The 13,133-nt window shown below is 46.7% G+C and carries 8 protein-coding genes; 7 read left to right on the plus strand and 1 reads right to left on the minus strand.

The annotated features are described in order from the left end of the window. Positions 1 to 44: 44 nt before the first annotated feature. Positions 45 to 1,661: a helix-turn-helix domain-containing protein gene (locus EPA93_RS45450; RefSeq protein WP_129893897.1), complete on the plus strand. Its 1,617-nt coding sequence runs from the start codon at positions 45 to 47 to the stop codon at positions 1,659 to 1,661. 9 nt (positions 1,662 to 1,670) lie between these two features. Here the strand turns inward: EPA93_RS45450 and EPA93_RS45455 are convergent. Continuing rightward, a protein-coding gene (locus tag EPA93_RS45455) for an IS5 family transposase (protein WP_242527271.1) occupies positions 1,671 to 2,535 on the minus strand; the annotation gives its coding sequence in 2 pieces (ribosomal slippage) (positions 1,671 to 2,150 and positions 2,152 to 2,535; 864 coding nt in all). A gap of 292 nt (positions 2,536 to 2,827) precedes the next feature. On the opposite strand from EPA93_RS45455, the gene EPA93_RS45460 reads away from it, so the two are divergent. The 6 genes from EPA93_RS45460 to EPA93_RS45485 all read left to right on the plus strand — a co-directional run bounded on the left by EPA93_RS45460 (position 2,828) and on the right by EPA93_RS45485 (position 13,131). Continuing rightward, positions 2,828 to 3,052 carry a thiazolylpeptide-type bacteriocin gene (locus tag EPA93_RS45460; RefSeq protein WP_129893898.1) on the plus strand — a complete coding sequence of 75 codons (225 nt, stop codon included), beginning with the start codon at positions 2,828 to 2,830 and terminating at the stop codon, positions 3,050 to 3,052. A 333-nt stretch (positions 3,053 to 3,385) separates the two neighbouring features. Further along, the gene (locus EPA93_RS45465) at positions 3,386 to 5,590 is read left to right on the plus strand and encodes a TOMM precursor leader peptide-binding protein (RefSeq protein WP_129893899.1); all 2,205 of its coding nucleotides are present in this window, start codon (positions 3,386 to 3,388) and stop codon (positions 5,588 to 5,590) included. A gap of 155 nt (positions 5,591 to 5,745) precedes the next feature. Further along, positions 5,746 to 7,608 (plus strand): TOMM precursor leader peptide-binding protein, encoded by a 1,863-nt coding sequence (locus tag EPA93_RS45470; protein ID WP_277988998.1) that lies wholly within the window; start codon positions 5,746 to 5,748, stop codon positions 7,606 to 7,608. A gap of 27 nt (positions 7,609 to 7,635) precedes the next feature. After that, positions 7,636 to 9,276 (plus strand): SagB family peptide dehydrogenase, encoded by a 1,641-nt coding sequence (locus tag EPA93_RS45475; protein ID WP_129893901.1) that lies wholly within the window; start codon positions 7,636 to 7,638, stop codon positions 9,274 to 9,276. 47 nt (positions 9,277 to 9,323) lie between these two features. Continuing rightward, complete coding sequence (locus EPA93_RS45480) at positions 9,324 to 12,107, plus strand: lantibiotic dehydratase (protein ID WP_129893902.1); 2,784 nt, start codon at positions 9,324 to 9,326, stop codon at positions 12,105 to 12,107. Next, positions 12,100 to 13,131 (plus strand): thiopeptide-type bacteriocin biosynthesis protein, encoded by a 1,032-nt coding sequence (locus tag EPA93_RS45485; RefSeq protein WP_165423825.1) that lies wholly within the window; start codon positions 12,100 to 12,102, stop codon positions 13,129 to 13,131. The genes EPA93_RS45480 and EPA93_RS45485 overlap by 8 nt, the downstream gene beginning before the upstream one ends. Positions 13,132 to 13,133: the final 2 nt, after the last annotated feature.

Below are 13,133 nucleotides of genomic sequence, written 5' to 3' on the forward strand. Positions count from 1 at the left end.
TGAGCATCCACTCAACATACACATCTAATAGGAGGTAGCGTCGTATGGTTCATTCTGAACGGTATACTTTCAGCGAACTGCTTCCCCAATTTCGTAAGCGGGCCAGATTGAACCAAAAAAAACTGGCCGAACAGATTGGCGTCCACAGGAATACTATTCTGGCCTGGGAGCGAGGAAATTATTTACCCAAGAACCGTCCTATTGTCTCTCAATTAGCTGAAGTTTTATTTCTGACAGAGGAGGAAACAACTGCTTTACTCCAGTCATGTTTTTTCCCTGCTCATATCTCTCAACACTCTTTAGGGGAGGCTTTAGATCGGACTCTCCCGCCTTCAAGAAGCACAGATCGCTTCCTCTGGTATGTTCCTCACCAATGCAACCAATATTTCACTGCTCATCAGAAGCTTTTGAGTAGTTTGCATCAACATCTGTATAGTCATCAGGCGAATACCCTCCCTAAATTCTGCGCTTTGCACGGCCTGGGGGGGATTGGCAAAACACAGATTGCAATGGAGTATACTTATCGCTTCGCGTCAGCATATCGGGCTGTTTTCTGGGTAGATGCACAAACAGCCGAGACAATCACCGCAAGTTTTCTTCATATCGCTCACTACTTAGAGCTTATCCCACATCAGCAAACAAGCCAGCAACAGATTATAATGGCGGTACATCGCTGGCTGACACACCATCCTAATTGGTTACTCATTTGGGATAAGGTTGAAGACATTAACCTTCTTGCTCGTTATCTGCCAGTGACCCGAGAGGGATCTGTGTTGCTCACCAGCCGCCTTCAGAGTGTAGGCAATATCGCTGTGCTTCTTGAGGTTCCACTTCTTACCTCAGATGAGGGGATATTGCTGCTGCTGCGCCGCGCACGTCTGCTGGCGCCTGCTGCAACTCTAGAGCACCTCGAACGCTTCAGGCTCATGTTGCCTCACGACTATGCCTGCGCACAAGAATTGGTCCGGCTAGCAGGTGGGCTCCCTCTAGCACTTGATCAGATGGGGGCTTACCTCGAAGAGATCTCTTGTAGTCTCCCCAACTATCTTGCTCTCTATCAGTCTCACGAATGGGAATTATTACGACGACGCGGGGGATCAACCTCTTCCTATCCTGCCTCCGTCTCCATCACCTGGTCCTCTTCCCTTGCGCATATTTCCCAGGTAAGTCCCCTCGCTCATAATCTCTTGCGCCTCTGTGCCTTCCTTGCGCCCGATGCTATTCCCGAAGAACTCTTTCTCAAAGGCACTGCTGCTTTAGGCGAACCACTCAGCCGCCTCTCCATCTGTCCCCTCCATTTGCAAGAGACCCTTTCCATCCTTTCGCGCCATTCCCTGGTGAAACGAGATGTGCAGAAACATGCCTTCTCTATACATCGTCTGATACAAGTAATGCTGCAAGAGGAGATAGAGGAGGAAACGCGCGCCTGGTGGCAGCAACGTGCCATCTCTGTGCTCAATGCGACGTTTCCCGAATTTTCCCCTGGAGCAACAGCTGAAACTCGACGGCAGTGCGAACGCCTCCTTGCTCATGTGCTTCACTGCGTAGAAACCATCCCACAGCAGGTTGTGTCTCTGGAGCTCTTACAAAAAGCAGCGAGATATCTCCACTATTGCGCTCAGTATAAACAATTAAAAGCATTATATAAGAGAGTGTCCTAACCACAAGAATCAGTAGCGGAAAGGAGATAAGCGCGAAAGCATAAGCCGAACCGAGGCGAGCTGAAGAAAGGCTTCTGAACTGGTGGTGAGCCCTTCGTAGTCGCGAGCTAAGCGGCGGAAACGGGTGAACCAGGCCAAGCTGCGTTCGACGACCCATCGTTTCCTTTGCACCTGAAAACCCGTCTTGGGCCGGGGCAGCAGAACCGGTTGGCCGTCCACGAGGATCCAGTGCTGATGGGACCTATTGTGAGCCTGTGGCACCAGTTCTGTGGTCCAGTGCAATCGCTGCGCAATCCAGTCGAGCAATGGTCCTGTATAGCCCTTATCCGCAAAGAGGTGGCACAGACGCGGGAAAGAGCGCGGCAAATGGCTGAGCAAGAGCCTGGCCCCCACGCGATCCACGATGTTGGCGGCATGCACTTTGACAGCCAGAAGGAAACCCTGCGTATCCACGAGCACGTGGCGTTTACGCCCATAGATTTTTTTTCCCCGCGTCGAAGCCCTTGTCGCTTCCTGGCACGGGAGCCGTTTTGATCGACTGGCTATCGATGATCGCAGCGCTGGGTTCCGGGTCCCGCCCCATCTGGGTGCGTACCTGTCGGCGCAGGTGGGCCATGATGGGCTCCCAAATCCCCGCCTGCGTCCAGATGCGGAAGTAGTGATGGGCCGTTTTGCCATTGGGCAGGTCGTGCGGCATCTGTCGCCATGAGCAGCCTGTGCGCAACACATAGAGGATAGCATTGACGATTTCTCGTCGCTCGTGAAGGGCCGTTGTGGCCTGGGCAGAGACTGCTGGGATGAACGGCTTGATCAGCTCCCATTGCGCATCGGTCAGATCCGACGGGTAACGTTTTCGCTTGATTGGCTCACACATCTTGGTTCGTTCCTTTCGAGTTGTGCTTTCGGCTGAACTCTCCTTTCTCTGAACTATCGGCTCATTGTTCTAGCTAGGACACACTCTAAGAGAGGCTTTCCCCTTCTGGAGAAACTTTTGATTGAAACAGAATGCACAGTGACCTGTGCAGAAAGCACAGCCGATCTGTGCTCATCTTAGTGTACTCTTCGCTCAGAATTACTTTTTGTCCTGTCATTGGACAAGAAGTAATCAAAAAACATGGCAACTATTTTTAAGACGATGGTTGCCTTCCAAACAAAGGAGATAACTCATGTCGAAAGAGCAAATCGAACACCTGCTGACCCTCGAAGCGGAACTGTCAGAACTGGAAGTAGAAACCTTTGAAATTGAGGATATTTTCGATCCTGGACAAGTAGCCGCACAAGGTCCAGTAAAGACGAGTGGTGGTAGTGGTGGTGGCGGCAGTGGCGGTTGTTGCTCAACTGTTTCTACTTCTACCTCCTCTTGCTGCTCATGTACTTCTTGCTCTCACTAATAGCATATTCTCTCGAAGAGATGCCATCTAGAGGTATGTACGACATGGTGAAAGCCTGGCCGATGGAGAGCAGATAAACATCTTGCCTAAAAAAAGAGCTATCTATGACATCTTCTTGCGGCTTTCCTGCTGGCCTGTTCTGTTTGATTTGACATGAACATTGGACAGTGCGACCACATGTGCAGGGCTTTGTACAATCAGGTTATGAGGGCCAGGTAAGCCATAGGACAGTCTGGTCGCTCTACAAGGGCGACCAGACCGAACCTTGCTAGAACCTAACAATGGTACATTTCACTGATTTCAGTGCAGATATAGTATTAAAGGGATCTTATTATGAATAAATTAGAAATACGGCCTAAGATGAAACAAGATACTATATTGCTACAAATGCAAGAGGGCATCTTTATTCAAAACGATACAAATCAAATCGTACTCAAGGGCAAACATATTGCGCACTGGATATATACACTAACCCCTTATCTTACAGGTGAATATACCATGAATCAGTTATGTCAACAGCTTGGATCTGCTCAGCGCGAGCTCGTTGTACAACTTGTTGACACGCTGATGGAAAAGAAGATGCTCAAGAATCACATACCAGAATCTTCTGAGGTATTACCGGCGGCAGTTTCGCAGCAATTTCGTTCCCAAATTGAGTATATTGACCATTTTACCGATTATCCACAAGCAAAATTTAAGGCTTTTCGGGAGAGCGCAGTAGCAGTAATTGGTTGTGGAGAGTCATTCAAAGCGTTGGCGATTTCGCTCCTTCGCAATGGATTGGAAAAGCTTTTCCTGGTTCCATCCACTCCTTCAGATGAATACAGGGTAGTGTTAGAGGACGAGGCCGCTATGCTACGTCAGAAAGGGTGTTCAGTAAGCATTACGTTTTCTGATATTTCTTTCCCAACAAGTATTGAGCGATTAGATCCCTACGATGTTATCGTGTATTGCGCGGATCAGGGAACCTTGAGAGATATCGCTCTCCTGAATAGACGCTGCATGGATGAGGGCCGCGCTTTTCTTGCCGCAACAATTTTTGCGGGGCGAGCGATGCTTGGTCCGTTTGTCAAGCCGCACAGCGGTCCTTGTTGGTTTTGTGCGCAAATGCGGCTGGCCGCAAATAGTGACGAAAGCGAACAAGCTCTCCTGTGGAGAAACCTGGCTTTTCCGGCTTCTCCATCAGCTCTTCCAGGTGCAGATCTCTATCGCCCGGTTGCGCAGAGAATTGGACATGGATTAGGTTTCGAGCTTTTTAAGCTTCTTTCAAAAGCTTTGCCTTCCGAAACTGATGGAGGCGTGATTTTTCAGGACCTCAACACGCTCGAAGCATCCACTCACAGCTTAGAACAACACCCTCTCTGTCCTGTGTGTACTCAGTTAGATCACGAAACTGCTCTCCAGCGTCTCAAGGCCATTATTTCAGGAGGACACGATAGCAACCTGACTCACCTGGAAGCATTGGAAAAACACAGTTCCTGGTTCGATACCAGACTTGGCGTATTTCATGACTTCTCAGACGAAGCACTTGAACAAATTCCCTTGAAACAGACCACAATAGTGGCAGGCTCGCCAGATCCGCTCCTTGCTGGCCCATTAGCTATAAAGTGCTATAGCAAAGAAAATATGCGAGATGCTCGTTCTTCGGCTTTTATAAAAGCTATCGAGAGCTATACAAGAGCTTTACCCGATATGCGAACTATGCTTCTCTCTCGTGGGGAGGAGATGAATCAGGCTGAAAAGATAGTGCTTCAGCCACATCTCTTTGCGCATTGGTCGGGAGTTGCATCTTTGCGAGCGAATGAGCAGGTTGCATGGATGCCTGCGTATTCCCTCTTTCAAGATGCCATTGTCTATGTACCAGCTGCGGCTGTCTACCCCTTTTCGCCACTCAACGCTTCAGGACTCTTTGAGCAAACAACGGCGGGCTGGGCAGTAGATACAAGTTATCAGCAAACGCTTATACAGGCTACCGTATCGGCTCTTGCCTACATGCAACTGTGTACATTGTTACGCGGCCGCAGAACAGTTATTCCCATTGCCCTTGAAAAGTTGGAGACCTTTGACTCTGACGTAAGATTTCTGATCCAGAGTGCACGACGCTTTGCCAGACCTTTTTCCCTCTTCGAGGTTGTAGGTGATGCTCCAATCTCGCTTTTTATTGCCTGCACAACTGATACATTAACCGAGCCGCTAACAGCTTACGGATATGGACTTTCTGCATCTAAGGGGCTCAAACAAGCGCTTATTGGCCTGGTTGGAGCATTGCAGACCCTCCAAAATGGAGAAGAGCCCCCGGCATTGGCAAAAGCATTTTTTTCTTCCCCCTTTTCGTTTGAAATTGTTCCCTCAGCGGCCGCAGACAAAAGTCACCTGGAGCAACCGCCAATCACTTTTGAAGCCATTAAAATGTATTTACAAGAAAGAGGGAATGATCTTCTTTTTGTGAATACAGCAACCAGCGACGTTTGGGCGCAAGGGGTTCTGATAAGTGGCACTGCATTGATTGTTGGGAAAAATTCAGGGGGCACAAGATAATGGCAGTAGAGCAGCAAAATCATACTGCAAAAGTTACAATAGAAGTGGAATACACCTCTTCTACCTACGATGAGATGCTCGCGCTGCTAGAACAATTTTTGCAGCAAAAATTGCCACAAAAACGCAGCAAACATGATGAACCTACTAATATCAATATGTGTATTGATATTAGTGTTCTTGGAGAGAAATTACTAACGAGAGACGTTGATATACAAAAGGCAATACAATATAGTTTTGTCTATCCAATCAGAATATATCATTCTAAAATGTTTCTCGGCCCTATCTGGACACCTTCTCACGATAAAGGGCCCTGTCCCCGCTGTTTTGAAATGCGCTGGATAGCGAATCGATCTCCTGAAGAAAAGCTTGCATTGCAAACACATCATCATTCACAGTTTTTTCCGGGTTCCTTCAGAATGCTTCCCAGCACCTTAGAAACGATCTGGTTACTTCTTGAAGCTGACACCTGGAACCGCGTCCCACAACTTGGATTACAGCCGAGAGCTACTAGCCAGGTAAAAGCTTTCTACGAGCTTGATCTCGATTCGCTCGCAGTGGTCCAGCATCAACTTATCGCAGACTCTGATTGCCCAATTTGTAGCCAGGCAGAAGATGAACAAGCAGAAGCTGCTTATCTTAGCCTCTCTCCTCGTAAGAAGCAAAAACGCTCTCACTATCGTCTTACAAGTCCTCTCAGCTATGAATTGCCGCAGTCAGGGTATGCTAATCCCGTCTGTGGCATGCTTGGACCAGGTATTACAAAGGACTTTACGCATACAGTGACAGCGGTAGCAGGAGGGGAGGCTAAGATAGGTTCATTGAATAAGAGCTTCTCGACTATAGCATGGGCAGGGCATCATTCACGTTTTGATATCAGTGAACGTACAGGGATATTAGAAGGACTTGAGCGCTATTGTGGGTATTGGCCCAGAACAAGAAAATCTACTATTTTTGATAGCTATCATCATCTAGGAGATGATGCACTTGACTTGAGCACTTGTGGCTTGTATCACCCCAATATTTATCAAAAATATAAACACTGGATTACTCCCTATCATCACGATCTTCAAATGGCCTGGGTCTGGGGATACTCATTCCGACGTGCCCGTCCCATTTTAGTGCCCGAACAATTAGCATACTATGCTACCTACCTGAAAAATAGCCTGTGTAGCGTATGGAATTGTTCAAATGGGTGCGCCATTGGTAGTTGTATAGAAGAGGCAATTCTCTATGGTCTCTTCGAGCTTATTGAGCGCAATGGTTTCCTCATGTCCTGGTATGCCAGGCTTGCGCCGCCAAGAATTGATCCCTGGAGCGCTTGTAGCTTGGATATCCTGCATCTGCTTGATCGCATTCATTATATGGGATACGACACGTATTTTCTCGATACGCGTTTCGATCTTCCTATCCCCAGGGTAACAGCAGCGATACAACGCAGGGATGATGCACTCGGAAAATTGCTAGTTGCGGCGGCAGCCAATCTTGACCCAGAAACTGCCATCCGCTCAGCGCTTTGCGAAGTCGCAGCCTATCTTCCAAACTTTGATCAGAGGGTCGCAGGGAAGCAAGAGGAGTTACTTGAAATGGTCAGGGACCATAGCAAAGTGACAGAACTACATCATCATTCATTGATCTATGGCTTCCCCGAAATGGCAAAGCATGCACAGTTTCTTTTACAAAGCCCTACATTGTTCTCAATACAGGACACGTATAGCACATGGAGAGAGGAATGCCCGCGAAGCCATGATCTGCTTGATGATCTCCAATATTGCCTTAATACGATTTTCCAGTTGGATATGGATGTTATTGTGATCGATCAGACCGCTCCTGAGCTTGCTGGAACGGGCTTAAAGGTTGTCAAAGTGATAGTTCCAGGTTTACTTCCCATCGATTTTGGCTGGGGGCGAAATCTGGTCTATGGCCTCCCACGTTTACAGACCGTTCCCCGGACTTCTGGATATCTTGACAAAGATTTCGACCTGGCTGATCTTAACATAACACCTCACCCTTTTCCCTAGTAGTCTTTGAAACAGAAGGAATGATGAATGGATAACAATACTATTTCCATATCCCAAAACTATACGGAAGCAGTATTTCACAGGAATGAAAAGCCCTTGCCACCAGTAAACTTTGAACCCAATTGGACTGATCATCCCTCGCGTTATAAGATCTACAACCAGGTGGAGCGTTTCGCTTTACCTTTGAAGCGCCCGGACAGGTGCATGAGCATGGCTGAAGTGCTCTCCAGATTCACTACGCGAGATGCTGAGCGCAACAATCTCTCATTCGACGCTCTTTCTCTGATGTTCCATTTCGCCCACGGTGTCCTTTCTCGACGACTGAGAATCACCTGGAATCCTGGTCTCTACACTCTTGCGGCCTATAATAACAGTGTAGAAGCCAGGGGAACTGCCTCGGGGGGAGGCCTCTATCCTACAGAGATCTACTGGGCGTGTGGACGAAGTGGTCCCCTGCTCCCTGGTCTCTATCACTATGACAATGCCCACCATGCTCTGGCGCGGCTAGCTACGGGTGACGCGACTGGATATATACAGAGAGCAGCTTTTGAACATCCCTCGGTTCTCGCTACTGATCAATTCTTGCTGCTTTCACTCAATGTCTGGAAAAATGCTTTTAAGTATAATAATTTTGGGTACCACGTTATTACTCAAGATCTAGGAGCTCTTATCTCATCTCTCCGCTTTCTTGCCGCCGGATTTCAAACTGATCTCCAACCGATCTTGTGGTACCAGGATGAGCCGCTGAATCATTTACTTGGTTTGGAGCTTGACAGTGAGAGCGTTTTTGCCATAGTACCTTTACCGCTGCTTGAGTATAGTGAACCTTGCAAACAAGACATACATCCTTCTGCTTCTCTGCCCACAAGCAGGTTGATAAAAAAGTCGAGCTTTCAACGCTCAAAAGAGATCACAGTTTTCGATCTCAACCGGGAAGTTCACCGGAGCACCCTGCTCCATGAAGGCTCTCCTACTCCAGGACGTAAGTTCTCTCAAGCAAGCGTGGATGATGTTTATAGGGGCAGCGAGCGGATCGCATTGCCGCCACCAGCCATTGAGGGCTTGCAGATGAATATCCTTGATACGTTTCAACGACGGCGATCAAGTTTTGGATCATTTTCACATCAAAACCCTCTTTCGCTTGTAGAATTAGCAACTATGTTGGCCTTTGGTGCAGCTATCTGTACCTATAAAGCTGATGTGAAAATGGTCGAGCATACGTCATCTTTTACGCGCCAGGTTGTCTTTGCCAATACTGTTGAGGGTCTTGAACAAGGAATATACGCATATGATCAGCAACAGCACTGCTTATGGTGTGTGCAGAAAGGAGATATGCGCCTCTTCTTACAACAGCACTATTTTTTACAGAACTATAACCCGGCCGAAACGGGAGCGCTGATTGCCCTTGTTGGACACCTGGACGGGATGCTTGAGGTATATGGAAATCGTGGATATCGCATCTTAAATGCTGAGGTGGGAATGGCTGCTCAAAGCATCTATATGGCAGCGGCTGCTCTCTCATGCGCTTGTGGAGCCGCTCTTGGCTTTAATAATGGCGCCCTAAATACAGTGTTGCATCTCGATCAAACACAGGAAAAGACGCTTCTGTTTTTGATGGTGGGTCATGAGCGTTTCCCAAGCGCCGATTTCGACACGCGATTCGAGTAGCAGCTAGTATTGGAGCTATCAAATTCTATCAGCAAGGAGAGCGCCAAATGGGGAAATACCTGATCCAGCCAGAAAAAAGCGACTTCAGAAAAGCCATCACATCATGTTTCCTGTTACGTGTCTGTGGCTTACCGATCAATCTTGTAGCCAGGCTGCATTTTGATGAGACCTTACAATGGCAGGAAGCTGTTCTCGCTTTTGAGGAACACTTAACGGAACGGAAAGAGAGCGTTGTCGATGCCTTATATCACTGCGTTTCTCTTTATAAAGAGCAAGAACAAAAAGCTCTCAGGCGTAAGGTAATTAACCTTAAACGTGACATTTATAACCTGGATTTGCCTGTGGATATCAGCAGCAAGAGAGAAATTGCTGACGCGCTTCCTCCAGATATCCAGACGTGTTTGAATGATTGGCTTGATCTCTGGGTGCAATATCAGCAACAGTTGCGCTGTGGCACAACCATCTTGGAGCAAGAACTCAGGCAAAAGCGCCATCTATTCAAAGAGTTCGTGAATGAAGAAGATTTTCGTAAAGGCTTGTTTCTTTCAAGCCCTCTGCTTGATCTCTCTGTTGAGACATACCTTGCAGGGGATAATCTCTACCTGAGCCGCGGAGATCGTACTGTTGAGCGCTCTCTCCTGAAGTATTTTTTTCGTGCCGCCTGTAAGACCAGCCCATTTAGTACCTTTACATCGGTGTGTACCGGTTCTATTGAAAATGGGTACGCAAATGGCGAATCAAGGCAACCCATTACCTTGCAAATGCAGGATATGAGGAAAACGAGTTTCACACAATTAAATATGGTGATTCTCTCCAGAATATCCGAGCAGCTACTCAACTGCTCTGAAATTAGAGATATGTTGCATGTACAAATAACGAATGGCTGGCAAATACAGGATGGTCGCCTTACCTACGTGCGAAGAAAGTCGAGTAGTATCGAAAATTTAGGGCCAATGGATAGAGTTCAAGAAAACCTTATCCAACTTCCTCTCAGTCAACTCTTAAAGGATCTGTTGTCTCTCATGGAGGATGGCGCGGCCAGGCCACTAGCGCAAATAATCGCGCATCTTTGCACGTATGAACGCTATTATAAAGCCGAGAAGGCAATTGGTGAATACTTGCAGCATCTCCTGCGCCTGGGCTTCTTGATTGTGCCTGCTTTGCAAATAGATATTCATCATAGCGCTCCTTTAAACGCCTATTGCGAGCGACTGGAAACAATAGGTGCGCCATTGACCGATAGTATAGCCCATGATCTCCGTCTCACCGGATCTTTAGTACATGACTTTGCTTGTGCGTTGGCAGACAAGCGGCGGACGATACGAGAGGAGATACGCAACAGACTGGAGCAATGCCTGCGTAAGCTGCATGCTACAGATCCTAAGAAAGCGCTGCCAGAAAGATTGCTCTACGAAGACACGATACTGGCATCGCAGCAATTGCTTATTCACGAGCAAGGCTGGAAGGAGCTATTTTCTCAGCTAGAGCAGTTACAACAATTGTTGCCGCTCTTTGAGAGTAGTCTTCCTGAGAAGCTGATAACTCGTGGATATTTTCAGGCGCGCTATGGGATAGGCCAGCGCTGTGAGGATGTTTTCGCCTTTGCCAATACATATATACACGAGTTTAAAGGTTTACAGTGGCAGGAAATCTCGGCTCAGAGAGCCGGGGATAGCGAGAACGAGGGTCATGATAATTATTTCCAATCGCCCGAGATCGATCAGCTCAATAGCGCGAGAAAAGCTGTTACTACATATCTACAACAGAGCTATGATCTTTCTTCTCACACGAAGGATCTCCTGCTTGAAGACGATTTTTTCCATACTATCGTTCCTCTGATCCCAGATATACCTGATGAATTTCGCTCTCATACCATTTTTTCACAGTTTGCGAAGATGAACGAAGAACCATCCTTAATTATTAATCACATCTACTCAGGAATGGCAACGATGTTCACGCGCTTTCTCCATTACTTTTCTCACGCTCAGTCGAACAAGCTTGCCTCCACGCTGCGCAAAACGCTTGAACGACTTGAAACAGCAAACATGGTTTTTGCGGAAATGAAGGGAGGCTATGAAGCAACGAATCTGAACGTGCATCCAATCCTGACCCGCTATGAGCTTGTTTGCCCTGGCGAAACAAGTCTGCGCCCAACTGAAGAACAGATCCCGCTGCATGACCTGTCTATTCAAGACGACTGTGTGGCAGGTCGCCTCAGGCTGTATTCCAAACGGCTTCACAAAGAGATTGTTCCCCTCTATCTTGGCTTGCTCGCACCGTTTGCACTGCCGGCTACCCAGCAAATACTCCTGCTCTTTTCTCCCCAAAATATATGTAATTTAAATTTGTGGAATGGTATCAAGCTTGCACAAACAGATGCTTCGCGATCGTTTTATCCCAGATTACGCTATAAGAACATCGTTTTGCAGAGAGCAATGTGGGAAATCGTGTCAGAGGCGTTCCCACAGAGAATGAGTGGTCAATCTGATGCTGATTTCTACCTGACCATATCAAGGTGGCGCAAAAAGATGGAGATCCCGGCGCAGGTTTTTATGACCGCCGGCCAGGCGCTCAGTACATCTGACACTTTTGAAGCTGAAGATCAGTTGCAAGGGGAGGAGCCATTCCTTCTGTCACACAAACCGTTGTACATAGATTTTGAGAATTACCAGTCGATACTCCATCTGGAGTCGATAGTGCAAAGGATAAAAGGCTCAATAAGGCTATGGGAAATGTTACCAGGCCTGGAACAGCAGTGGTTTAAGCATGAGAATCAGTCGTATGTCAGTGAGTTCGTACTAGAAATAAATAGGAGCAAAAGCGTTGAATAAAGAATGGATTAGCATTCATATTTTCTACTACGGAGATCTCAATTCTTTACTTGTTAGCTGCGTGCAACCGTTAATTGAGAGTTTACGTGAGCAGAGCCTTATTGAGCGTTACTTTTTTATAAGATATTGGCAAGAAGGGCTCCATATAAGGCTGCGTTTATTACCAATGGATTTTGCAGATCATGATAAAATCAAATATTTAGCTGAACAGGCAATTAGTCAATTTCTGATCCAACGTCCTGCACTCTATAAACCCAATCCACAAATCTATGCTCCATTTCAGAGATATTTATTTATCGCAGAATATGGAAGAGAGAAGTTGATAGAAACGTATGGCGAGCATGGATCGATTCCGTTACGACCAAATAACTCTTTTGCATATATTCCTTATGAGCCAGAATACGATCGCTATGGGGGCGTCGCAGGAGTGGATCTGGCAGAATGGCACTTTGAATATTCGAGCGCTATGGTGCTCAAGTTATTAACCAGGATCAATATGACTGTTCCAACTATTGCTCTCGGCATTTCGTTTCAGTTAATGCAATATTATTTTTTCGAGCTCTTTGACACTGAAGAAGAAATCATTCAAGCAATTGAGACCTATATGAAATATTGGGAAAAGGGGCGTTTTGCTAAAAATACAAAAAATGTTATCGATCAATCATATAAAACGAGATATGAGCATATGCAAACAACTCTACGGCATCGTGTTTCACAGATCAGAGACTACATGCTTGATAGTAAGCTGAGGCAAAAGGCAACTGATGTTGAACTTGAATGGTCAGATCACCTTCATACGTTTCGCGAAAAAATCAACGCATTTATTATAAACAATGAGCAATTTGATACTATCAGTGATAGAAACATTGATCTTACTCATTTACGTCATAAATTACTTATAAGCTACGCCCATATGACGAATAATCGCATTGGTACTTCCATCAAACAGGAAAGATATTTAGCTTACCTGCTTTTCCAAGCATTAAAGGATATGAGGCAGCCAAGCACGGAACTTATGGGGTGAGT

Source organism: Ktedonosporobacter rubrisoli (genome assembly GCF_004208415.1).
Lineage (GTDB): Bacteria > Chloroflexota > Ktedonobacteria > Ktedonobacterales > Ktedonobacteraceae > Ktedonosporobacter > Ktedonosporobacter rubrisoli.